The organism is Nocardia sp. NPDC049737 (assembly GCF_040674755.1).
Classification (GTDB): Bacteria; Actinomycetota; Actinomycetes; order Mycobacteriales; family Mycobacteriaceae; genus Nocardia.
The window spans coordinates 1-20,909 of sequence record NZ_JBFANH010000041.1; the positions used below are offsets into that span (position 1 = coordinate 1).

Annotated in this window: 23 protein-coding genes, 4 tRNA genes and 1 riboswitch; of the genes, 13 read left to right on the plus strand and 14 right to left on the minus strand. The window is 64.5% G+C overall.

The genetic code is table 11. The annotated features are described in order from the left end of the window. Positions 1-188, minus strand: a 188-nt coding sequence (locus AB0J47_RS36955; RefSeq protein WP_364357434.1) for an FAD/NAD(P)-binding protein, incomplete at its 3' end; no start/stop codon positions are given. Between the two features lie 318 nt (positions 189-506). On the opposite strand from AB0J47_RS36955, the gene AB0J47_RS36960 reads away from it, so the two are divergent. The 3 genes from AB0J47_RS36960 to AB0J47_RS36970 all read left to right on the plus strand — a co-directional run bounded on the left by AB0J47_RS36960 (position 507) and on the right by AB0J47_RS36970 (position 2,786). Next, positions 507-962: a hypothetical protein gene (locus AB0J47_RS36960; RefSeq protein WP_364357437.1), complete on the plus strand. Its 456-nt coding sequence runs from the start codon at positions 507-509 to the stop codon at positions 960-962. A gap of 65 nt (positions 963-1,027) precedes the next feature. Continuing rightward, positions 1,028-1,144, plus strand: a riboswitch (SAM riboswitch). A gap of 14 nt (positions 1,145-1,158) precedes the next feature. Further along, positions 1,159-1,575, plus strand: a complete 417-nt coding sequence (locus AB0J47_RS36965; protein WP_364357440.1) for a rhodanese-like domain-containing protein — start codon at positions 1,159-1,161, stop codon at positions 1,573-1,575. Next, positions 1,572-2,786, plus strand: coding sequence for an O-succinylhomoserine sulfhydrylase (locus AB0J47_RS36970; RefSeq protein WP_364357443.1), 1,215 nt, complete (start codon positions 1,572-1,574; stop codon positions 2,784-2,786). The genes AB0J47_RS36965 and AB0J47_RS36970 overlap by 4 nt, the downstream gene beginning before the upstream one ends. A 70-nt stretch (positions 2,787-2,856) precedes the next feature. Here the strand turns inward: AB0J47_RS36970 and AB0J47_RS36975 are convergent, their stop codons facing one another. Both AB0J47_RS36975 and AB0J47_RS36980 read right to left on the minus strand, forming a co-directional pair. After that, positions 2,857-3,486 (minus strand): MerR family transcriptional regulator, encoded by a 630-nt coding sequence (locus tag AB0J47_RS36975; protein ID WP_364357446.1) that lies wholly within the window; start codon positions 3,484-3,486, stop codon positions 2,857-2,859. 71 nt (positions 3,487-3,557) lie between these two features. Continuing rightward, positions 3,558-4,139, minus strand: a complete 582-nt coding sequence (locus AB0J47_RS36980; RefSeq protein WP_364357449.1) for a TetR family transcriptional regulator — start codon at positions 4,137-4,139, stop codon at positions 3,558-3,560. A gap of 81 nt (positions 4,140-4,220) precedes the next feature. Between AB0J47_RS36980 and AB0J47_RS36985 the strand changes: the two genes are divergently transcribed. Together AB0J47_RS36985 and AB0J47_RS36990 are read left to right on the plus strand one after the other, a co-directional pair. Further along, complete coding sequence (locus tag AB0J47_RS36985; protein ID WP_364357452.1) at positions 4,221-4,535, plus strand: hypothetical protein; 315 nt, start codon at positions 4,221-4,223, stop codon at positions 4,533-4,535. Positions 4,536-4,617: 82 nt separating this feature from the next. After that, positions 4,618-5,715 (plus strand): CaiB/BaiF CoA-transferase family protein, encoded by a 1,098-nt coding sequence (locus AB0J47_RS36990; RefSeq protein ID WP_364357455.1) that lies wholly within the window; start codon positions 4,618-4,620, stop codon positions 5,713-5,715. A gap of 179 nt (positions 5,716-5,894) precedes the next feature. On the opposite strand, the gene AB0J47_RS36995 is transcribed toward AB0J47_RS36990, so the two are convergent. Together AB0J47_RS36995 and AB0J47_RS37000 are read right to left on the minus strand one after the other, a co-directional pair. Further along, the gene (locus AB0J47_RS36995) at positions 5,895-6,638 is read right to left on the minus strand and encodes a CoA pyrophosphatase (RefSeq protein WP_364357458.1); all 744 of its coding nucleotides are present in this window, start codon (positions 6,636-6,638) and stop codon (positions 5,895-5,897) included. A 55-nt stretch (positions 6,639-6,693) separates the two neighbouring features. After that, positions 6,694-8,196: a PLP-dependent aminotransferase family protein gene (locus AB0J47_RS37000; RefSeq protein ID WP_364357461.1), complete on the minus strand. Its 1,503-nt coding sequence runs from the start codon at positions 8,194-8,196 to the stop codon at positions 6,694-6,696. Between the two features lie 62 nt (positions 8,197-8,258). Between AB0J47_RS37000 and AB0J47_RS37005 the strand changes: the two genes are divergently transcribed. From AB0J47_RS37005 to AB0J47_RS37015, 3 genes are all read left to right on the plus strand, one after another. Further along, complete coding sequence (locus AB0J47_RS37005) at positions 8,259-8,561, plus strand: hypothetical protein (RefSeq protein ID WP_364357464.1); 303 nt, start codon at positions 8,259-8,261, stop codon at positions 8,559-8,561. A gap of 52 nt (positions 8,562-8,613) precedes the next feature. Next, on the plus strand, positions 8,614-9,186 hold the full coding sequence (locus tag AB0J47_RS37010; RefSeq protein WP_364357467.1) for a methylated-DNA--[protein]-cysteine S-methyltransferase: 573 nt from the start codon (positions 8,614-8,616) through the stop codon (positions 9,184-9,186). A gap of 185 nt (positions 9,187-9,371) precedes the next feature. After that, entirely contained in the window at positions 9,372-9,782 is a 411-nt protein-coding gene (locus AB0J47_RS37015; protein WP_364357470.1) for a cupin domain-containing protein, read from the plus strand. A gap of 21 nt (positions 9,783-9,803) precedes the next feature. Here the strand turns inward: AB0J47_RS37015 and AB0J47_RS37020 are convergent, their stop codons facing one another. Together AB0J47_RS37020 and AB0J47_RS37025 are read right to left on the minus strand one after the other, a co-directional pair. Beyond that, positions 9,804-10,136 carry a hypothetical protein gene (locus AB0J47_RS37020; protein WP_364357473.1) on the minus strand — a complete coding sequence of 111 codons (333 nt, stop codon included), beginning with the start codon at positions 10,134-10,136 and terminating at the stop codon, positions 9,804-9,806. Continuing rightward, complete coding sequence (locus tag AB0J47_RS37025; protein ID WP_364357476.1) at positions 10,136-11,332, minus strand: Rieske 2Fe-2S domain-containing protein; 1,197 nt, start codon at positions 11,330-11,332, stop codon at positions 10,136-10,138. The genes AB0J47_RS37020 and AB0J47_RS37025 overlap by 1 nt, the downstream gene beginning before the upstream one ends. Positions 11,333-11,572: 240 nt before the next feature. Here AB0J47_RS37025 and hsaA point away from each other — a divergent pair, with 240 nt between their 5' ends. From hsaA to hsaB, 4 genes are all read left to right on the plus strand, one after another. After that, a complete protein-coding gene (gene hsaA / locus AB0J47_RS37030; RefSeq protein WP_364357479.1) occupies positions 11,573-12,736 on the plus strand; it encodes a 3-hydroxy-9,10-secoandrosta-1,3,5(10)-triene-9,17-dione monooxygenase oxygenase subunit in 1,164 nt (387 codons plus the stop codon). Between the two features lie 79 nt (positions 12,737-12,815). Then, complete coding sequence (gene hsaD / locus AB0J47_RS37035; protein WP_364357482.1) at positions 12,816-13,694, plus strand: 4,5:9,10-diseco-3-hydroxy-5,9,17-trioxoandrosta-1(10),2-diene-4-oate hydrolase; 879 nt, start codon at positions 12,816-12,818, stop codon at positions 13,692-13,694. Continuing rightward, positions 13,694-14,599, plus strand: a complete 906-nt coding sequence (hsaC, locus tag AB0J47_RS37040) for an iron-dependent extradiol dioxygenase HsaC (protein WP_364357485.1) — start codon at positions 13,694-13,696, stop codon at positions 14,597-14,599. The genes hsaD and hsaC overlap by 1 nt, the downstream gene beginning before the upstream one ends. 16 nt (positions 14,600-14,615) lie before the next feature. After that, positions 14,616-15,191, plus strand: coding sequence for a 3-hydroxy-9,10-secoandrosta-1,3,5(10)-triene-9,17-dione monooxygenase reductase subunit (gene hsaB / locus AB0J47_RS37045; RefSeq protein WP_364357489.1), 576 nt, complete (start codon positions 14,616-14,618; stop codon positions 15,189-15,191). Positions 15,192-15,233: 42 nt separating this feature from the next. On the opposite strand, the gene AB0J47_RS37050 is transcribed toward hsaB, so the two are convergent. Further along, positions 15,234-16,742 (minus strand): MFS transporter, encoded by a 1,509-nt coding sequence (locus tag AB0J47_RS37050; RefSeq protein ID WP_364357492.1) that lies wholly within the window; start codon positions 16,740-16,742, stop codon positions 15,234-15,236. Positions 16,743-16,868: 126 nt separating this feature from the next. Between AB0J47_RS37050 and AB0J47_RS37055 the strand changes: the two genes are divergently transcribed. Next, positions 16,869-17,441: a TetR family transcriptional regulator gene (locus tag AB0J47_RS37055; RefSeq protein ID WP_364357495.1), complete on the plus strand. Its 573-nt coding sequence runs from the start codon at positions 16,869-16,871 to the stop codon at positions 17,439-17,441. Positions 17,442-17,634: 193 nt separating this feature from the next. Here the strand turns inward: AB0J47_RS37055 and AB0J47_RS37060 are convergent. From AB0J47_RS37060 to AB0J47_RS37085, 6 genes are all read right to left on the minus strand, one after another. Continuing rightward, positions 17,635-17,707, minus strand: a tRNA-Lys gene (locus AB0J47_RS37060). 4 nt (positions 17,708-17,711) lie between these two features. Continuing rightward, positions 17,712-17,784, minus strand: a tRNA-Asp gene (locus tag AB0J47_RS37065). A 5-nt stretch (positions 17,785-17,789) separates the two neighbouring features. Continuing rightward, positions 17,790-17,862: transfer RNA gene (locus AB0J47_RS37070), tRNA-Ile, on the minus strand. A gap of 1 nt (position 17,863) precedes the next feature. Beyond that, positions 17,864-17,939, minus strand: a tRNA-Glu gene (locus AB0J47_RS37075). A gap of 999 nt (positions 17,940-18,938) precedes the next feature. Then, positions 18,939-19,973 (minus strand): 4-hydroxy-2-oxovalerate aldolase, encoded by a 1,035-nt coding sequence (gene dmpG / locus AB0J47_RS37080; protein ID WP_364357498.1) that lies wholly within the window; start codon positions 19,971-19,973, stop codon positions 18,939-18,941. Between the two features lie 12 nt (positions 19,974-19,985). Next, positions 19,986-20,900, minus strand: coding sequence for an acetaldehyde dehydrogenase (acetylating) (locus AB0J47_RS37085; RefSeq protein WP_364357501.1), 915 nt, complete (start codon positions 20,898-20,900; stop codon positions 19,986-19,988). Positions 20,901-20,909 lie beyond the last annotated feature (9 nt).

Sequence of the window (20,909 nt, forward strand, 5' to 3'; positions counted from 1 at the left end):
GGCATGCGCTCGTACAGGTCGATGCTCACCTCGGCATCGGACTTCATCAACGCGTCGGCGGCGTAGATACCGGCCGGGCCCGCGCCCACGATCGCGATCCGAAGCGGGCGGGGCCCTGTGTGTGCGTCAGGCCCGGAGGAGGCAGCTCGGCGCGCACCGCTAGTCGACTCAGCACTGTGTTCGGTCATCTCTTACGCGCACCCTTATGGTCGAAATAATTGACGGCGTCAGTCTTAGCTTAGGCTAACTTGACGCACCCTCTCGATCGCATCTGCCGATGCGAACAGGCGGCCATCTCGGCTATGACAGCAGGCCGCAATGTCGCGATTCTATCGGTGGCATAGCGCGCACCCTGCGGCGGTGCGTACACCGGGTGTTTGCGGCCCCGGCCCACCTACCGTGACTACCCGCTCTGCGGACATCTATCAAATCCTCGCGTCGCGGGTATCGGGGCCCGGCGCGGGGCCGAGTGCCGGATACCGCCGTCCACCAGGGATGATCGACCCATGACAGAGCAGCATGGCACCGATGAAGAACCCGTAATCGAGGTCGATCAGACCGATCGTCGCTCCATCGCGCCATTCATCGCGGCCGCCGTATTCGCCGCTGTCGTGCTGCTCGCGATCGTGCTCGGAGCGGTGCTTTCGCCCGCTGAGAAAAATGTCACAGAATCGGACAAGATCGCGGCCGCGGTGCAGCGCTACGCGGAAGCACGCGCCACCACCGACAACACACCCCCGCCGGGCGTGGCCTGTCAAGGATTCGACGAGAGCAAGACGCCACTCGCAGGGCAGTTCGGCGGGGCCGCGGCCGGAAAGTCGATCAAGGTCACCAAGATTGAGAATTCGATGGTCGACGGCGATAAGGCCAAGGCGACGGTGACCATCGCGGTCGACGGCCGGGAGACCCCGGCAACCTGGAATCTGACCCGTTCCCAAGACCGCTGGATCGTCTGCGGTTGATTACTTATGCGCGGCGCGAACTGGGGTTTGACACGGCGGCACCTGCCCAGGCAATCTCATTTTCAGGTCATGAGTACCAGCGCCAAGCCCCGGCTGGCTGGTCGGCAACCCTCCTCCGCGGTGGGGTGCTCCGGGTGACGACCTGGCCGCGCACCGAAACCCAGGTGCGGCAAGCGTGGATTCACAGGAGGATCGCATGACATATGCCGGTGACATCACCCCACAGCAGGCGTGGGAGTTATTGCAGGACAACCCCGAAGCCGTCTTGGTAGACGTGCGCACCGAGGCCGAATGGCGTTTCGTCGGTGTGCCGGATACGAGTTCGATCGACCGGCCGACGGTGCTGATCGAATGGGTCGACAGCAACGGCGCCCGCAACGGTGAGTTCGTCGAGCAGCTGACCAACGCGCTGGAGGGTCGCGATCCGGCGGCGCCCGTCGTCTTTCTCTGTCGCTCCGGACAGCGTTCGATTGGTGCGGCGGTGGCCGCTACCGGGGCCGGTATCGCCCCGTCGTTCAATGTGCTGGAGGGCTTCGAGGGCCCGATCGACGAGTTCGGACATCGCGGCGGCGCCGGCTGGCGCGCCATCGGCCTGCCGTGGCGGCAGTCATGATCACTGGTGGTGCGTTCGACAAGCCCCTGCCCGAAGGTGTCGGTCCCGCGACGCTCGGCGTGCGAGGTGGCCTGCGCCGCTCGGGATTCGAGGAAACCGCCGAGGCGCTGTATCTGTCCTCCGGATTCGTCTATGAGAGCGCCGAGGCGGCCGAGGCCGCATTCACCGGCGAAATCGAGCATTTCGTCTACTCCCGCTACGGCAACCCGACCGTCGCCATGTTCGAGGAGCGGCTGCGTCTGATCGACGGCGCCGAAGCATGTTTCGCGACCGCGAGCGGTATGTCCGCCGTATTCACCGCGCTCGGTGCCCTTTTGGGCGCCGGTGATCGACTTGTGGCCGCACGCAGCCTGTTCGGCTCGTGCTTCGTGGTGTGCAACGAGATTCTGCCGCGCTGGGGTGTGGAGACGGTTTTCGTCGACGGTGATGATCTGGATCAGTGGGAGCAGGCGCTTTCGGTGCCGACCCAGGCCGTCTTCTTCGAGACACCGGCCAATCCGATGCAGACGCTGGTCGACGTGCGCCGGGTGACCGAGCTCGCGCATGCCGCTGGCGCGAAAGTGGTGCTGGACAACGTCTTTGCCACGCCGCTGCTGCAGCGCGGTTTCGAACTCGGTGCCGATGTACTGGTGTATTCGGGCACCAAGCACATAGATGGTCAGGGCCGGGTGCTCGGTGGTGCGATCCTCGGCGCCCAGGACTACATCGACGGTCCGGTGAAAACCCTTATGCGCCATACCGGTCCGGCGTTGAGCCCGTTCAACGCATGGACCCTGCTCAAGGGTTTGGAGACCATGCCGCTGCGCGTGCGTCACTCGACCGAATCCGCCCTGCGCATCGCGCGCTTCCTCGAGAGCAACAAATCCGTTTCGTGGGTGCGCTACCCGTACCTCGAGTCGCATCCGCAGCACGACCTGGCGACCAGCCAGATGAGCGGTGGCGGCACCGTGGTCACTTTCGAACTGAACGCATCCGAGGACGAGGCCAAGAAGCGCGCCTTCGAGGTGCTCAACCGCCTGCGCATCGTCGATATCTCCAATAACCTCGGCGACTCCAAAACCCTCATCACCCATCCCGCCACCACAACCCACCGCGCCATGGGCCCTGAAGGCCGCGCCACCATCGGCCTCTCCGATGGCGTCGTCCGCATCTCGGTGGGGCTCGAGGATGTCGAGGATTTGCTGAGCGATTTGGATTACGCCCTGAGCTAGAGCTCATGTCACCGACCTCGCCGGACCAAGTTCGGCACGGCGGCATCGGCGACCACGACCAAGACGGCAATCACGCGTCCGGGATGCTCGAAGGCATCGCTCGGCCGGTGATCTCGGTGCCCGGCGGAATCATCTGTGCGCGTGCGGCTTGCAATCGCTCGCGTTCGGCCGGGCTCATCGCCGCGAAGGCCGCCTCCCGCCGTTTCGTCAAAGCCGCAAGCTCTTCCGAACTCAACTGCCGCGCATATTCTTCGCGCTGCCGCGTCAGCCGGGCGAACTCTTCCGGGGTCAGTGGTTGGTTCATCGTGATGGTCTCCTCGATCAATCGCAGGAATTGCGACGTCGATGGCTCGACCGCGTGGTCGAGGCCGTCGAGCACATCGAGCAGGCGGTCCCGCAGTCCGGTGGCCCGGGTGATGCGGTCCTCGACCAACGCCAACTCCTGCCTTACCAGCTCGCGTGGGTCCTGATCGGGTTCTGCGCGGAGGACGGCCGCGATGTCCTCGAGCCGAAACCCGAAGCCCCGCAACGCCACAATGCGATGCAGCCGCCGGACATCGTCCCGGGTATAGCACCGGCGCCCGCCCGATGTTCGCGACGACGGCACCAATAGCGCGAGCCGGTCGTAATGGTGCAGCGTCCGCACCGTCACGCCGGTCTCCCGGGCCAACTCTCCGACCCGCCATACCCGCTCGGTCAACGCGCCCTCCTGTCGACGTGCACCACCCACGCTAAAACCTGACGTTACGTCGGGTTCAAGTGTTGTTTCGATCACGGCTCGGGAGTTGCTGCCGTTGGGCCGCAGGCGATGTCGTGGAAGGCTTCGCGGAGCAGGGCGGTGATGCGCTCGGGCGGAGCGTCGCGTAGTCCGTCCAGCTGGAGTAGGTGTCGACCGATGACGGTGCCGATGGTGATCGCGCCGATCAGCCCGGCACGCAGGTCCGCGTCGTCGTCGGTGAGGTGCTGGGCGGCTTGCCTCTGCCGGCACACCATGGCGAGCTGTACTTCGGCGGCGGCGTCGGGATGGGTGAACATGGAACGGATCGCGGCGAGTGCGTCGGTGGGGTGCTGGGCGAGTTTGTTTTCGAGCGCTGCTAGCAGTTGCTCGGCCGCCTCTTCGGGCGTGCCGGTGACCAGGTCTTCCTGTTCGAAACCGGAGGCCTGGGCGAAGAGATTGTCTTTCGACCCGAAATAGCGCATCACCAGTCCGGGATCGGCCTGCGCCTCGGCGGCGATGGCACGGATGGTGGCCCGGTCGTAGCCGACCTCCGCGAACAGCCGCTTGGCCGCATCAAGGATCCGGGATTGTGTGCTCTGCCGTTGCTCGGCGCGGCTGCGAGGGCGGGAGTTCATGGGCTCAGTCTACGGACGTTGACCCAAGTCAACTGCCATGCTAGCTTTCGGTCTACAACCGTTGACCGAAAGAGGATCATCATGTGGCACACAATTCTGTTGTCCGCACTCGCCGGACTGTTCGGCGCGAATGCGGTACCGCATTTCGTCAAAGGCATGATCGGCGAACAATTTCCGAATGTGTGGGGTAACGATCCACTGCGCAATGCGGTGGCGGGCACGTTCGGACTCGCGCTCGCGGCCGTGATCGGATACTGGGCTGACCTGCCCGCACATGCTTACGCGGGTATCGGCGCAGCTTTGGTCGGCGCACTGCTGATGGCGGTATTCCACGGCCGCGGTGGGGCTTATCGACTCAACTCCACCTTGGGGCTCGCGAACCCGTCTCGGGTATAGCTTCGGCGTTATTGTCATACTGTCAATACAGCCTCGGGTCGCTCCCGGGGAGCGCTGGATCAACGACGAACCGAGGTAGGGCGTGAGCACACCAACCACCGCCAAGCAGGGCCCGCTCGCGGGCATCAGGGTCATCGAGCTGGCTGGTATCGGCCCCGGTCCGCATGCGGCGCTGCTGCTGGCCGACCTCGGCGCCGATGTGGTGCGGGTCCAGCGCCCCAATATGCTGCCCGGCTTCATGGAGCGCCCGCAGTGGCGCGGGCGCACCATCGTCGAGGCGAACCTGAAGGATCCGGCGGATATCGAGAAGGTGCTCACACTCGCCGAGAAGGCCGACGTGCTGCTCGAGGGCTTCCGACCCGGCGTCACCGAGCGCATGGGCCTCGGCCCGGATGCCGTGCTCGCGCGCAACCCGCGGTTGGTCTACGGCCGGATGACCGGCTGGGGTCAGCACGGTCCGCTGGCCGATCGCGCCGGACACGACATCAACTACATTTCGCTGACCGGTGTGCTGCACGCCATCGGCCGCAAGGGCGAGCGTCCGGTGCCGCCGCTGAATATGGTCGGCGACTTCGGTGGCGGCTCGATGTTCCTGGTATTCGGCATTCTCGCGGCCCTGGTCGAGCGACAGAGTTCCGGTAAGGGGCAGGTCATCGATTCGGCGATGATCGATGGGGCACTTGCCCTTTCGCACATGATCTGGGGTATGCGCGGTGTGGGCCTGTGGTCGGATGAGCGCGGCACCAACCTGCTCGATACCGGGATGTCGTTCTACGACACCTACGAAACCTCGGACGAAAAGTACATGGCGGTCGGGGCGATCGAGCCACAGTTCTACGCGGAACTGTTGCAGGGCTTGGAAATCGATCCCGAAGGTCTTCCGGCGCAGCTCGATCCGAATGGTCAGGATCAGCTGAAGAAGGTGTTCACGGAGAAGTTCAAGACCAAGACCCGGGACGAGTGGGCCGCGATCTTCGACGGCACCGATGCGTGCACGACACCGGTGTTGACCTTCACTGAGGCAGAACAGAATCCGCACATTGTCGCGCGCACCGGGTTGATCGAGATCGACGGTGTCGTCCAGCATGCGCCGGCTCCCCGCTTCTCCCGCACCCCCGCAAGTACGCCCACCCCGCCGCCAAGCGAGGCGACGCCGATCGAATCCATCTGGGCGGACTGACACCTCGTCGCCAGCGCCCTCCGCGGCGCACTCCAACTGCTCCCGCGCACTGATTCACGCGCCGCGCATATTTTCGCCAGCGAATTCGTGCGCGCCACGGGAATTCGTGCGCGCCACGGGAATTCGTGCGCACCGCGAGATACGTGCACGCCCGGGGCAGGAGGGGCGGAGCGTCTACGCTAGTTGCGGGTCCACTCGGGCTGGGCGAAGTGTGCGATGCGGGCGGCGTCGGCAGCCCGGCCGAGTAGTACGACTTCGCGGAACTGCCAGAGCATCGCACCGGTCGGTGCGTGGATGGTCATGTTTTCGGCGAGGCGCATCTGTAGTAGACCAGGGCCGTCGTAGGCGACCGAAGGAGCATCGACGCGCAGATCCTTTTGTCGCACAGCATCTTTGGGATGGACCCAATGTGGGACATCGTCGGCGGCGAGCCGGGCGAGATGCACTTGATGAACCGAGTGGACCTCGTCCGGACTGGGCCGCAGTCCGGATGCGTCGGTGAGAGCCGCCACGATCGGAGTGATGACGAAGCCCGATGCTGCGGGGAAGTCGTCGAGCCTGCCGAGTAGATCGGCCGAGCTTGCGGACAGTCCGAGTTCCTCGTGCAACTCGCGTAGCGCCGCCTGCTCAACGGTTTCCCCGTCGTCGACCCGACCACCCGGGAGCGCCCATTGCCCGGCATTGCGCCCGCGATACGCGCGTTTGATGACCAGCACCGACGTCGGACCGTCCACTGCCACCACGCACAACAACACCGCCGCCCGACGAATACCCGGCGCATCGGCTACCTCGGTATGCGGGAACTCGCCCAACCGTGCACGCGCAAGCACACGGAAGTCATCAACATTCTCAGGAACACTCGGTCCCGCATCAGGTCCCATACCGTCGATCATGCCCCACATCACCGCTCGGCTCCCGGTCACTACCTCGCCTACCGTATACCTTGCGCGAGATAGCCATTCGCTATGCGAGCGGTTATCAGTAACAGGTGAGGGGCTGGAGGGGGTCGGCGGCGCGGGGAGTGAGGGCTTCGTAGGCGGCGGCGATGGACTTCACCGCCAGGCGCAGTTCCGGCTCGGGGTGGGTGAAGGGCAGTCGGATGAAGCGTTCGAAGGCACCCTGGACACCGAATCTCGGTCCGGCGGCGAGCAATACACCGTGGCTGGGGGCGGTTGCGGCCAGTGCCGTCGAGACCGGAGCCGGTAGCTGCGCCCAGACCGACATGCCGCCGTCGCCGACAATCGTGCGCCAGTCCGGGAGCTCTTCGCCGAGCGTGGCGAGCAGGGCCGCACGCTGGGCGCGCAGTTGGTCGCGACGGCGAGTGAGGATGGTGCCGGCATTCTCCAGCAGGTGGATGGTGGCCAACTGATCCATGACGGGCGTGCCGAGGTCAACGGTGGAGCGGATGCCGAGCAGCTTCGTGATCAGTGTTTGGTTTGTGCGTATCCAGCCGACGCGCAGACCACCCCAGAAGGATTTCGAGGCCGAGCCGATGGTGATGATCTCGCTGCCCTTGGCAAAGGCCGCGACCGGCGGGGGCGCGGTCCGGTCAGTCAGACTCAGGTCCACCATCGACTCGTCGATCACCACGGTCATCCGGGTTTCGCGGGCGATGGCGGTCAGTTCGGAGCGGCCGTCGGCGTCGAGCAGCAGGCCGGTCGGGTTGTTGAAGTCCGGCACCAGGTAGGCCAGGGTGGCCGCGGTTTGCCGTGCGGCACTGCGGATTCCGTCGAGATCCCAGCCGGACTCCGGGGTTTCGGGACGCAGCGGCACCGGCACCGGGCGGGCGCCGACATCGCGGATCGCCTCGATGGCATTCGGGTAGGTCGGGTGGTCGATGAGCACGCGGGCCGCGGGCGCGGTGAGCACATTGAGCAGCAGGCGCAGGCCGTGCTGGGCACCCAGGGTGACCAGGATCTGGTCGGGTTCGGTGGGCAGGCCGCGCTCGGTGTAGCGGCGGGCCAGTGCCTCGCGCAGCGCGAGCACACCGACCGGATCCATGCCGTGCGTGCCGAGGTAGGCCGGAAGGCCTTGCAGTGCAACGGAGTACGCCTCTTGCATCTCGAGCGGCGCAGCCATGGCGGCATAGGTCATATCAATGGTCGGCAGTTCCGGTTGCGCCATCATCGCGAGAATGCTGCGGGCCGGTTTGGTGCCGTCGTGCTGCACGTCGCGTGGGAGGGCGACGGTGCTGCGTGAGCCCTGGCGGCTGATCAGATAGCCATGTTCGCGCAGCAGGCTGTAGGTGGAGGTAATGGTCGTGCGACTGACGCCGAGGGTCGCGGCGAGGTCGCGCTCGCTGGGCAATGCGACGCCGAGCGGTGCGCGGCCGTCGTGGATGAGCAGGCGGATACCTTCGGCGAGAGCCAGATAGGCCGGACGCGTCGACCGGCGCTCCCCCGGTTCGCCGTTCTCATCCGCACTGCGCCAACTGCCCAGATCGCGGGCAATGCTGGCGGCACCGATAACTCTCGTCGACATAAAGTCCAGTATTAGCCAAGTGGATATTTAATGGCAAGGCCAGTGCGCGCACGCTGACTTCTATGACCGCCCTCGCCGCCCTGCTCGTCGTCGCCGCCTTCGGCTATCTCATCCATCGGTTCGCACCGCGACGCCCGAGCGAGGCCTTCCGCCTCGAACGGTTCCACGCGCCGGGACCACTGACCGACCGGTCGCCGTCTTACTACGAAAACCAGCGCCAATACGCGGATCTCGCGGCGATCTACGGACGCAATGATGTGCCGGATCCGGATGCTTCGGCCCTCGCGCATCCGCAGCGCCGGATCTCGAACGCGAGTTGCGGAGCAGTGAAGCCGACCATCGGTGGCGTCCAGGCCAGTTTTTGAGAACTGGACTTGACTGCTCGAGGATGTCGGACCCGAAGTGCACACTGACCGTATGAGTGCTTCCGCTCGCCCGGTCACCGGGTCGGCGCTGTTCGAAACCGCGATCGGCACCTGCGCGATCGCCTGGACCGAGGACTCCGTATTCCGATTCGGACTGCCGGAGGCGAGCCCTGCCACGACGCGGACCCGGATCATGCGTCGCAGCAGCCGAATTCCGGACTCCGAGGAAATTCCGGAGGTCGAACCAACCGGCCCGATAGCCGATGCCATCGTCCGCATCCAGGCCCACCTCGCTGGCGAACTCGACAATCTGCGCTGGATTCCGGTGAGCACCAATGGAATTCCGGAATTCCACCGTGCCGTCTACGAAGTGACCCGCGCCATCGATCCGGGCCACACCCTCAGCTACGGCCAGGTCGCCGACCGCATCGGCGCACCGGGTGCGGCCCAAGCCGTCGGACAGGCCCTCGGGCGCAACCCGATCCCCCTGATCATCCCCTGCCACCGAGTCTTGGCCGCCGACCACGCCCTCACCGGCTTCTCCGCCCCTGGCGGCATCACCACCAAACAACGCCTCCTGGAAATCGAACGCACCCCCGGCTTCGGCGAACCCACCCTCTTCTGACCCAGCGACCGGCTGTCTGCGTCGAGTTTGGAGTTCTGCTACTCCGTGCGGTCTGCTGCCGACCAGGCAGTAGACCGTCGAGCACATACGAATGCCGTCCCGATCGACGAAACCATCGATTATCACGCCCTCGCCGCATCTAGTGACCGGGTCCCGGGAGTAGGCCGATCGGGCATAGTCGGGGAATGACCGATAAACGACCGCCGCTTGCCGTCGCACTCGATCTGGAACCGCATCCGGAGGGTGGATGGTATCGGCAAACCTGGCGTAGTGCGGTGGAATTCACGCCGGAGGGGTATCCGGGGCCGCGGGCGAGTGCGACCGGGATCTACTTTTTGCTGATGCCCGGTGAGCGGTCAGCACCGCATACGGTGCGCTCGGATGAGCTGTGGTTGTGGCATCGGGGTGGGCCGCTGGTGCTCGACATCGGGGGCGAGGAGCTTGTCCTCGGGCCCGATGTCGAGCACGGGCAGGTATTGCAGGCCGTGGTGCCGGGCGGGGTCAGTCAGGCCGCGCGGCCGGCAGGTAATGAGTACGTGCTGGTCAGCTGCATAGTCGCGCCGGGATTCGACTTCGCGGATTTCCGACTCGACTGATTCGGCGAGCGGCACACCCGGCTACTCGCGGACTTCCAACACACCCTCGTCGACGGCCCATTTGATCGTCTTCTCCAGTTGCGCACAGGTTTCCGGACGCCCCGGCCCGTGACCCTCCGCGCTCAGTCGGGCGAAAACCGGGCAACGCGCGGCCGGATTCTCGGTCCACTGCACCGAGGTCTGGTGCGAGGAACTCTTGCGCACCAGCACCTCGCTCTGGCAGGACTGACACCGCAGCGGTGTCAGTCCCTCCTCCAGATAGCGCTGTTTGTCGACGACGGTCTGGGCCCGCACTTCGGCCCGCCGCGCCGGTTGGTCGGCGAAGTCGGGTGCTTTCGCCCAGGTTGGCGCCATCAGACTCCTGCTTCCGCTTCCGTTTCCCGCTTGCGCCGCAGATTCTCGGCGACCTCCGCCTCCCACGCCTCATTCGCCTTGGTGGTATCCACCTCGAATTCGAAGCGCTGGGTCATCTTGTCGGTCACATCGGCCAGATCCACATAGAACTGGTCGTACCAGCGACGCAGCTGGTAGACCGGACCGTCCTCCTCGCACAGCAGCGGATTGTCGACCTTGGACTTGTGCTTCCAGATCTCGACATCCTGCAGGAATCCGACGCTGATGCCTTCGGTCATCTTCGCGGCCAACTTATCGGCCACCTCACCGTCGACGCCCTTCGGCTTCTCCAGCGAGACACCCCACTGCAGCACGAACGAATCCTGCGTCACCGGGTAGTGGCAGTTGATCAGGACGCTCTTCACCTCGTATCCGCTGTAGATATTGACCAGCGGGTTGATCATGTAAGAGGGCCCGAAATACGACGCCTCCGACTTCAGCAGGGTGTCGCCGCCGTACTTGGAGGCCATGCCGATATCGGGACGACCCTTGGTCTCCAGGAACTGGGTGGCGATATGCCCCTCGAAGACATTCTTGAAGTACGTCGGGAAGGCGAAGTGGATATAGAAGAAGTGAGCCATATCCACCACGTTGTCGATGATCTCGCGGCAGTTCGCGCCCTCGATCAGCAGGGAGTTCCAGGTCCATTCGGTCCACCCGCTGTCGAGCTGTTCGCTCGGGTTGCCGTCCGCGTCGGTGTACGGGCCGACGATGTGCGGAATGGTCACCTCCGGCGGCGGCTGGCTGCCCTCGATGTCGTGCCAGACGAACAACTGGCCGTTGCGCTCGAGCGTGGTCCATTTGCGGGTCCGTGCCAGCGGCGGCACGCGCCGCGCATAGGGAATCGCGGTGCATTTGCCACTGGTACCGGACCAGCGCCAGTCGTGGAACGGGCAGGCGATATCGCCGTCCTTGACCTCACCCATGGTCAGGTCGCCACCCATATGCCTGCAGTAGGCGTCCAGCACCCGGAGTTCGTCATTGCTGTCGACCCAGACGACGAGCTTGGTTCCGAACACCTCGACCGCATGCGGCTTGCCGTCGCGGAACGACTTCGCCAATCCGAGGCAATGCCATCCCCGCGCATATCGGGTGGGCGCGGAGCCGACATCGAGCTCGCGGTGCTTACCCACCCCGTCGGCTGCGCCTCCTGCCATCCCCCTTCCCTTCGCACCGCTCCCCTGTGGGGTAACTGCCATCGCGATTCCTCCTCCTTCTGTACTAGAACACGTTACAAAAATGTCGCGTTCCACGCCAGCGATTCCGTCGACCACCTGCGAATCGGTGACGAATGCCCCTTATGGTCACCCGTTCTCGACAGAAATAAGAACCTGTTCTAGTCTCAGAGGCAAATGAGTACCGGTTACCAATCCGACCAGGCAGGAGCAGGTCCCGCGATGACGCAAGAAGTGACCGAACGGGTCGAAGCACTGTTGCCGACGCTGCGCGAGCGCGCGCAGGAGGCCGAGGACCTGCGGCGCATCCCCGACGAATCGATGAAGGCACTGCAGGAGACCGGCTTCTTCCGCCTGCTGCAGCCCAAGCAGTGGGGTGGCCACGCGGCCGACCCAGTCGTGTTCTACGACACGGTTCGCAAGCTCGCCAGCGCGTGCGGCTCCACCGGCTGGGTGGCGGGCATCGTCGGCGTGCACAACTGGCACCTCGCATTGTTCGACCAGCAGGCGCAGGAGGATGTGTGGGGCGAGGACAACGAGGTCCGGATCTCCTCGTCGTACGCTCCGATGGGCGCGGGCACGGTCGTCGACGGCGGCTATCTCGTCAAGGGCGCGTGGGCCTGGTCCTCGGGCTCGGATCACGCTACCTGGGCGGTGCTCGGCGGTCCGGTGATCAAGGACGGTAAGCCGGTCGACTTCGGCAGCTTCCTGATCCCGCGCACCGACTACCGCATCGATGATGTGTGGAATGTGGTCGGCCTGCGCGGCACCGGATCCAATACCGTTGTGGTGGAGGATGTTTTCGTGCCGAAGCATCGGTTCCTGAGTTTCCGGGCGATGAGCGAGCTGAAATCCCCCGGCCTGGAACAGAACACCGACCCGGTGTACAAGATGCCGTGGGGCACAATCCATCCCACGACAATCTCCACACCGATCGTCGGCATGGCCTACGGCGCGTACGCCGCTCATGTCGAGCATCAGGGTAAGCGGGTGCGCGCGGCCTACGCCGGCGAGAAGGCCAAGGACGATCCGTTCACCAAGGTGCGCGTCGCCGAGGCATCCAGCGATATCGATGCGGCTTGGCGTCAGCTGTCGGGCAATGTCGCCGACGAATACGCACTGCTGGCGGCGGGCAAGGAGATTCCATTCGATCTGCGTGTGCGGGCCCGCCGGGACCAGGTGCGCGCGACCGGCCGGGCGATCGCTTCGATCGATAAGCTCTTCGAGGCCTCCGGCGCCACCGCACTCGCGAACGGCACTCCGCTGCAACGCTTCTGGCGTGACGCGCACGCCGGGCGGGTACACGCGGCCAACGATCCCGAGCGCGCCTATGTCATGTACGGCACGCACGAATTCGGGCTTCCGGTTACCGACGGCATGGTCTAGTCGTGGCCGAGCGCAGCGAGGGCACCATGAACACAGCACTAGCAGTCGCAGCGGAACCGAGCGCCGGCGAGGCGCAGCTGTGACTGCGACGACCGAACTCACCTACGAATCGACCTCGCGATACGCGCAGGTGCGGCCCGATCTGCGCCTGCACTATCACGAGGCTGGAGTGGGCAACGGCCCGACGATCGTGCTGCTGCACGGCGGCGGGCCCGGCGCCTCCTCGTGGTCCAACTTCGCCCGCAATATCCCGGTGCTGGCACGCGAGTTCCATGTGCTCGCCGTGGATCAGCCGGGCTTCGGGCTCTCGGATAAGCCCACCGAGCATCCGCAGTATTTCGTGCACAGCGCCTCCGCGCTGAAGGATCTGCTGGATGCGCTGGAGATCACCGGACGCGTGCACCTGCTGGGCAATTCGCTCGGCGGCGGTACCGCGGTGCGCTTCGCGCTGGACTATCCGGGTCGGGCAGGCAAGCTGGTACTGATGGGTCCGGGTGGGTTGAGTGTCAACCTGTTCGCACCGGATCCGACCGAGGGTGTGAAGAACCTCGCGAAGTTCAATTATGAGCCGACCAGGGCGAACCTGGAGGCATTCTTGCGGATCATGGTCTTCGATCAGTCGCTGATCACCGACGAACTGATCGATGAGCGCTTCGCCTCGGCGAGCACGCCCGAGGCGCTGGCCGCGACCAGGGCGATGGGAAAGTCCTTCGCCGGAGCCGATTTCGAGCAGGGCATGATCTGGCGCGACGCCTATAAGCTGCGCCAGCCGGTGCTGCTCATCTGGGGCCGGGAAGATCGGGTGAATCCACTCGACGGCGCACTGGTCGCGACGAAGATGATTCCACGGGTGCAGCTGCACGTCTTCGGCGGTTGCGGGCACTGGGCCCAGCTGGAGAAATTCGACGAATTCAACCGGCTGGCAACGGATTTCCTTGCCGGTGTGAAGGAGAAGTGATGGGCATTCGATCACTGGCGTATCTGCGCATCGAGGCCACCGATATGGCCGCCTGGCGTGAATACGGGCTCAAGGTGCTCGGCATGATCGAGGGCAAGGGCAGCAACCCCGAGGCCCTGTATCTGCGCATGGACGACTTCCCGGCTCGGCTCGTCATCTCGCCGGGCGAGAAGGATCAGCTACAGGTCTCCGGCTGGGAGACGGCCAATGCCGCTGAGCTGCAAGATATTCGGGACCGACTGGACGCCGCCGGAGTGCCGTTCAAGGAGGGCACCGCACAGGAGAAGGCCGATCGCCGGGTCTACGAGTTGATCTCGTTCGAGGATCCCTCGGGCAATACCCTCGAGGCGTTTCACGGTGCGGCACTGGAACATCGGCGCGTGGTCAGCCCATACGGACACCGATTCGTCACGGGCGAACAGGGACTCGGGCATGTGGTGCTCAGTACCTCCGACGATGCGGCGGCGCTGACCTTCTACCGCGATGTGCTCGGCTTCCGGCTGCGCGATTCGATGCGGCTGCCACCGCAGATGGTCGGGCGGCCCGCCGACGGTGAACCGGCCTGGTTACGCTTCTTCGGCTGCAACCCGCGCCACCATTCACTGGCCTTCCTGCCCATGCCCACCCCGAGCGGCATCGTGCACCTGATGCTCGAGGTGGAGGGCTCCGACGACGTCGGGCTCTGCCTGGATCGCGCACTGCGCAAGAAGGTGAAGATGTCGGCGACGCTGGGTCGGCACGTCAACGACAAGATGCTGTCCTTCTATATGAAGACACCGGGCGGATTCGACGTCGAATTCGGTTGTGAAGGTTTGGAAGTCGACGACGCCGACTGGATCGCACGGGAATCCACCGCGGTCAGCCTGTGGGGTCACGACTTCACGGTTGGACAGCGGCAGCCGTGAGCGAGCGGCAGCGACGATGACGACCGACGAATATCCCGCGATCGACGGGCGGCAGTTCCGAAATGTATTGGGGCAGTTCTGCACCGGCATCACGGTGATAACCACCTTCGATACCGACAGCGCCCCGATCGGGTTCGCCTGCCAATCCTTCGCCGCCCTGTCCCTGGACCCGCCCCTGGTGCTGTTCTGCCCGACCAAGACCTCCCGGTCCTGGGCGGCCATCGAACAATCCGGCGGCTTCTGTGTGAACGTCCTTGCCGAGGAACAGCAGCAACTGTGTGCCCGCTTCGGTTCCCGCGAACCCGATAAGTTCGCCGAAACCAACTGGCACACTTCGGACCTGGAGCTCCCGCTCCTGGACGACGCCTTGGCCACCATCCAGTGCAAGGTGGACAGCGTCGTCGACGGCGGCGATCACTACATCGTGATCGGCCGAGTGCTGGCCCTGTCGGAGTCGACCACCTCCGGCAGGCCGCTGTTGTTCTATCGCGGCCAGTACACCGCCATCGAACCGGATAAGACCGTCCCGGCTCCCTGGCGGCACGACCTGGAGCATTTCCTCACCACGACTACGCTGGACACCTGGTTGTAGAAAATATGGCCCCGCCCGGAATCGACCGGGTGGGGCCATATTTCATTCCGCGGCGCGAGTGCTACGGAAGGTTAGAGCGACCACGAAGGTGAGGGCGGCGATGACCACGGCACCGGCGAAGGCGGTGGTAATGCCGCTGACCAGTGCGTGGTGTGCCGAACCTCCGGCATCACGGGCGGCGGTGCCGAAGATGGTGACCAGAATGGCGAGGCCGAGGGAGGCACCGGTCTGCTGCAGCGTCTGCAGCGCGCCGCCCGCGGCACCGGCCTCGGTCGGTGCAACGCTCGACATGATGATCACATTGAGCGGCGAAAAGGCGAGGCCGATACCGCTTCCTATCAGAATCATTGCGATGAACAGCATCGGGAAGTATGCGGTGTCGACCGTCAGCCGGGTCAGCAGGACCAATCCGGCCGCCATCAGCAGCGTGCCGATTACCGTCACCGGTTTCGGACCGAAGCGCGGCAGCAGCCAGGGGATCAGCCGGATCATTGTGAACATCATCAGCGCGGTCGGCATAAATGCGAAACCTGTTGCCAGCGCACTCAATCCGCGCACTTCCTGGAGATACTGGGTGAGGAAGAAGAACATCGACATACCGGCCATCGGACCGAGGAACATATTGGCGTAGGCCGCGGCGCGATTGCGATCGACGAACAGCCGCAGCGGCAGCAGGGGCTGGGCCGTGCGCGCCTCGATGGTCAGAAACGCGGCGATCAGTGCCGCGCCGACAGCCAGCCAGATATCGGTGCCCGCATCGCTCCAGCCGTGTGATGCGGCGCTGATGAAGCCGTAGACCAACGCGGCCACACCGCCCGTCGAGGTGACCGCGCCGGGCAGGTCGAGGCGGGCGGGTTGCCCCCCGGCGGCGCGAGCGTCGGGCGCGGAGGCGGCAGCGGAGCGTAACCACGGAGAGACCCGCGAACGCCGCAAATCCGACCCAGCGTCCGGCAAGTAGCGCAGGGCGAACACTACGACAGCCAGGCCGAAAGGCACATTGATGAACAGCGCCGAGCGCCAGCTCAGCCATTCCGTCAGCAGGCCGCCGACGATGAGACCGATCGCGAAACCCGCACTGGACATGCCGGAGAACAGCGCGAGCACGCGCATCCGGGCCTTGGGTTCACTGAATGTGGTGGTCAGCAGCGCGAGGGTGCTTGGACCGGCCATCGCCCCGCCGATGCCCTGCACAACACGGGCGATGAGCAGCCAGGTGGCCGACGGTGCCAGCCCGCCAGCCAGCGAGGCCAGCGTGAACAGGGCAGTGCCGGCGATGAACAGGTTGCGGCGGCCGAACAGATCGCCCGCGCGGCCGCCGAGCAGCAGCAGACCGCCGAAGACCAGGGTGTAGGCGTTCATCACCCAGGACAGGTTGGTCGCGCTGAAGTGCAGGTCGGTGCGGATGCGCGGCAGCGCCACATTCATCACCGTGATGTCGAGGATGATCATCAATTGGCAGGTCAGCAGCGTGACCAGCACAATGCCGGGTCGCAGCCGACCGGCGCTGGAGATTGCGGGCACACGGGTGTCCGCGGACATGGTGGTGGACAAAGAACGCTCCATCGAATGGGACTCAAACGGAGGGAGCCTCCGCTTCCGATAGAGCTATCATATGGAGGGTTCCTCCACTTACGCAAGCCTATCTGGAGGGTCCTTCCGTTTTCCAGTGGAGGGAATATGGCAGCACCGTCGACGGGACGGCCGATGCGCGCGGACGCACGGCGCAACTATGAGCGGATCGTGACATCCGCTCAGCAGGCATTCGCCGAACAAGGCCCGGACACCCCGCTGGAAGAGATCGCCCGCCGCGCCGGTGTCGGTATCGGCACGCTCTACCGGCACTTTCCGAGCCGCGAGGTGCTGATCGAAGCCGTATACCGTTCCAGCATCGAGCAATTGAGCGCCCGTGCCCACGATCTGCTCGAAACCCATTCTGCCGCCGCGGCTTTCGAAACGTGGCTGCGCGAACAGGTGTACTGGGTGATGGCCAACCGCAGCCTGGCGACCACCATGAAGGCCGGTATGGACAAGGGTTCACCAACCTTCACCCTATGTCGATCGATGATCACCGATGCGGCGGCCGCGCTGCTGCAGGCGGCACAGGATTCGGGCGATATCCGTCGCGATATCGAGCCGCGCGATCTGCTCAGATTCGGCCACGGGATCGGGGTCGCCTGCGAAACGGTGCCCGAGGCCGCCGATCACATGTTGGATGTCACGCTGGACGGTATGCGCGCGCCGAACAGGTGATGGAAAGCCGAGGTGTCGATCCCCATCCCATTCGCATGGGACCAGCCGTTTTCAAGACGGTGACGGACGCCGGTCCGCATGACTTTCCGAGGTGAGGGTGGCGGAAAGACGAGGGCACGATCCCCAAGGCCGTTGGGCCTCGATTCGCTTAGCAAGCGATCCCAGACGCCCGTCTGGTTGACTTTCCTGGTCGTGCGCCCGGTAGGGATCGAACCTACGACCTTCGGATTAAGAGTCCGCAGCTCTACCAGCTGAGCTACAGGCGCATCGCGACCTCGACGGGAATCGAACCCGCGTCGTTCTGATCGACAATCAGAGTGCTCAACCAACAGAGCACGAGGCCAGGGATACCCGTTGAGAGAATTGAACTCCCATCTCCTCCGTATCAGAAAGGCGCTCTCAACCATTGAGCTAAACGGGTGTGACGCAGATCGGAATCGAACCGACGTGGTCCCTGAATGAAAGTCAGGTTGCCCATTCCAGCAGAGCAACTGCGCCGGAAATGAAGAAGGGCCGCTCCCCGGCATTCGCCCGGTGCGACCCTGTGACACTAGAGATCCATGTCATGGGCCGCACGCTGTATCGGACCGAATACTCTGGAACAGAGCACTTTCCAGGGCAGCATCGAACGAGCGCGTGCGCTCCTCGAATTTCGCCTTGGTGGTCATTACCGGGTCCTTCCCCTGAACTGCGATGTACTCAAGGTAGGCACGCCCCCACACGATCGCAACCGAATTAAATCGGCACCTCGAACCCTGAATCGGCTGTCGCACACGCATGGCCAGCACGCACAGGTTGCAGAGGCGGTTGCCGAATGCGCCGCCGGGCAGTCATTCCGTCACATCATCGCCACACTCGGGCGATCAAATCACTTCCGGCTGAGCATGATTGCGGGGCGGCCGTTGAAATAGCGGCACGACTTGTGTCAGGCCGAAATCCGCCACAATCGGCAACAGGCACTGCGCAGCTGGATATGCGAGGGACGCACCAGGCATGCGACGACGGGACGAGGTGCTGATGGTGGTGTGCGGCCAGCGGACTGGTGCTGATCGAATCGCAGCTGACACCGAGTGCATTATGGGAGCGATGTGCAGGAGGCGCTGTCCGGCAATTCCTCTGCGAGGAAGCCGCTCGGCGAGCTTGCGGATCCGGATATCGTGCAGCCCGAGCGGACTTTCCTTCGGTTCGAGCGCGAATGCCCGCTTACACGTCGAACAGCGCCGACCGCCGCGCTCCTTGCGCAACAGGTTGGCATTGCAATGCGGACAGATCACGAATCATGATCGCCGATTCCCCTACCCATCCGCGACCCCCGAATTCGAATGTTCACCTGCCGCATATCCAGTGGGTCCTCGCAGAACCGATAGAGCCTGTTGCCGAATACACCCAACGTCCGATCGCGCCGTCACAGCGACGGACCAGATCGAACGGGTCGAGCCGCTGCCCGTAAACGCGAAAGGCCGCGACCGAACCGGTCACGGCCTTCGCGGAGAACTATCAGGCGGACACAGACGCCTCACGCTGAAGTTCGAGCGCGATATCGATCAGCTGATCCTCTTGGCCGCCAACGAGTTTGCGCTTGCCCGCACGCACCAGCATTTCAGCCGCCGAAACCCCATAACGCTCGGCCTGACGCTCGGCATGCTTCAGGAAGCTGGAGTACACACCCGCATAGCCCATCATCAGAGACTGGCGGTCCAGCAGACATTCCTGCGGCATGACAGGCCGCACCACATCCTCGGCAGCATCGGCGATCGCGAAGAAATCGATACCGGTCTTGACACCGAGCTTGTCGCAGACACCGACGAACGCCTCGACCGGCGTATTACCGGCACCTGCACCGAATCGCCTTGCGCTGCCGTCGATTTGCTTCGCACCGGCACGAACCGCATAGATCGAGTTGGCGACCGCCAGATCCAGGTTCTCGTGCCCGTGGAAGCCGACCTGGGCGTCCTCACCGAGTTCCGCGACCAGCGCCGCCACCCGGTCCGAAACCTGTTCGAGCACAAGCGCACCCGCGGAGTCCACCACGTAGACGCACTGGCATCCGGCATCGGCCATGATGCGCGCCTGCTTGGCCAGCGCCTCCGGCGGCTGGGTATGCGACATCATCAGGAAGCCGACGGTTTCCAGACCCAGCTCGCGTGCGAGCCCGAAGTGCTGGATCGATACGTCCGCCTCGGTGCAGTGCGTGGCGATGCGGCAGATCGACGCACCGTTGTCCTGCGAGATCTTGATGTCCTCCTTGACGCCCACGCCAGGCAGCATGAGCACCGCGATCTTGGCTTGCTTCGCCGTTTCCGCGGCAATCTTGACCAGTTCCTGCTCGGGAGTGTGCGAGAAGCCGTAGTTGAACGACGAGCCGCCCAGGCCGTCGCCGTGTGTCACCTCGATGACCGGCACACCGGCGCCATCGAGCGCGGTCACGATATTGCGCACATCGTCGGCGGTGAACTGGTGGCGCTTGTGATGCGAACCGTCACGCAGCGACGTATCGGTGACGCGGATGTCGAGTTCTGCGGAATATGCCATGGTTGAGCTCCTTTACACCCGGGCCGACAGAATCTGCTGTGCCATGACCTCGCCGACCTGGGTGGCGGCTGCGGTCATGATGTCGAGGTTGCCCGCGTACGGCGGCAGGAAATCGCCCGCACCCTCGACCTCGACGAAGACCGATACCTTCGCCATTCCACCGGAAACCACTGACGGCGGGTCGAATTGCGGGTCGTTCAGCAACCGGTAGCCGGGCACGTACTTCTGGATATCGGCGACCATCCGATGGACGGAATCCGCGATCGCATCGGTATCGGCACCCTCGGGAATGGCGCAGAAGATGGTGTCGCGCATGATCATCGGCGGTTCGGCCGGGTTCAGAATGATGATGGCCTTACCGCGCTGCGCACCACCGATGGTCTCCACACCACGCGAGGTGGTCTTGGTGAATTCATCGATATTGGCGCGGGTGCCCGGTCCGGCGGACACCGACGATACCGACGCGACGATTTCGGCGTAGGCCACCGGCACCACGCGCGAAACCGCAGCGACGATCGGAATGGTGGCCTGACCACCGCAGGTGATCATATTGACGTTCGGCGCATCGAGATTCGCCCCGACCAGATTCACCGGCGGCACCACGGCGGGCCCGACCGCGGCGGGTGTGAGATCGACTGCGCGAATTCCGGCCTCGGCGTACTTCGGCGCGGCCGCCCGATGCACATATGCCGAGGTCGCCTCGAATACCAGATCCGGCAGTTCCGACTGCGCGAGCAACCAGTCCACGCCCTCGTGCGAGGTTTCCAGCCCGAGCCCGCGGGCGCGCTTCAAACCCTCGCTCTCCGGGTCGATTCCGATCATCCACTTCGGTTCCACGGTGGTGGAGCGCAGCAGTTTGTACAGCAGATCGGTGCTGATATTGCCGGATCCGACGATCGCGGCGGTGACGGTCCCCGTTTCGGACACGGCAAGCCT

Excerpts from the sequence above, each read along its gene's own strand:
- AB0J47_RS37020 (WP_364357473.1), bottom strand. The coding sequence starts at position 10,136 with ATGGCGCCAACCTGGGCGAAAGCACCCGACTTCGCCGACCAACCGGCG.
- AB0J47_RS36965 (WP_364357440.1), top strand. The coding sequence starts at position 1,159 with ATGACATATGCCGGTGACATCACCCCACAGCAGGCGTGGGAGTTATTG.
- AB0J47_RS37015 (WP_364357470.1), top strand. The coding sequence starts at position 9,372 with ATGACCGATAAACGACCGCCGCTTGCCGTCGCACTCGATCTGGAACCG.
- AB0J47_RS36980 (WP_364357449.1), bottom strand. The coding sequence starts at position 4,139 with ATGAACTCCCGCCCTCGCAGCCGCGCCGAGCAACGGCAGAGCACACAA.
- hsaA (WP_364357479.1), top strand. The coding sequence starts at position 11,573 with ATGACGCAAGAAGTGACCGAACGGGTCGAAGCACTGTTGCCGACGCTG.
- AB0J47_RS37000 (WP_364357461.1), bottom strand. The coding sequence starts at position 8,196 with ATGTCGACGAGAGTTATCGGTGCCGCCAGCATTGCCCGCGATCTGGGC.
- AB0J47_RS37025 (WP_364357476.1), bottom strand. The coding sequence starts at position 11,332 with ATGGCAGGAGGCGCAGCCGACGGGGTGGGTAAGCACCGCGAGCTCGAT.
- hsaC (WP_364357485.1), top strand. The coding sequence starts at position 13,694 with ATGGGCATTCGATCACTGGCGTATCTGCGCATCGAGGCCACCGATATG.
- AB0J47_RS37005 (WP_364357464.1), top strand. The coding sequence starts at position 8,259 with ATGACCGCCCTCGCCGCCCTGCTCGTCGTCGCCGCCTTCGGCTATCTC.
- dmpG (WP_364357498.1), bottom strand. The coding sequence starts at position 19,973 with ATGGCATATTCCGCAGAACTCGACATCCGCGTCACCGATACGTCGCTG.
- hsaB (WP_364357489.1), top strand. The coding sequence starts at position 14,616 with ATGACGACCGACGAATATCCCGCGATCGACGGGCGGCAGTTCCGAAAT.
- AB0J47_RS36970 (WP_364357443.1), top strand. The coding sequence starts at position 1,572 with ATGATCACTGGTGGTGCGTTCGACAAGCCCCTGCCCGAAGGTGTCGGT.
- AB0J47_RS37010 (WP_364357467.1), top strand. The coding sequence starts at position 8,614 with ATGAGTGCTTCCGCTCGCCCGGTCACCGGGTCGGCGCTGTTCGAAACC.
- AB0J47_RS36985 (WP_364357452.1), top strand. The coding sequence starts at position 4,221 with ATGTGGCACACAATTCTGTTGTCCGCACTCGCCGGACTGTTCGGCGCG.
- AB0J47_RS36960 (WP_364357437.1), top strand. The coding sequence starts at position 507 with ATGACAGAGCAGCATGGCACCGATGAAGAACCCGTAATCGAGGTCGAT.
- AB0J47_RS37055 (WP_364357495.1), top strand. The coding sequence starts at position 16,869 with ATGGCAGCACCGTCGACGGGACGGCCGATGCGCGCGGACGCACGGCGC.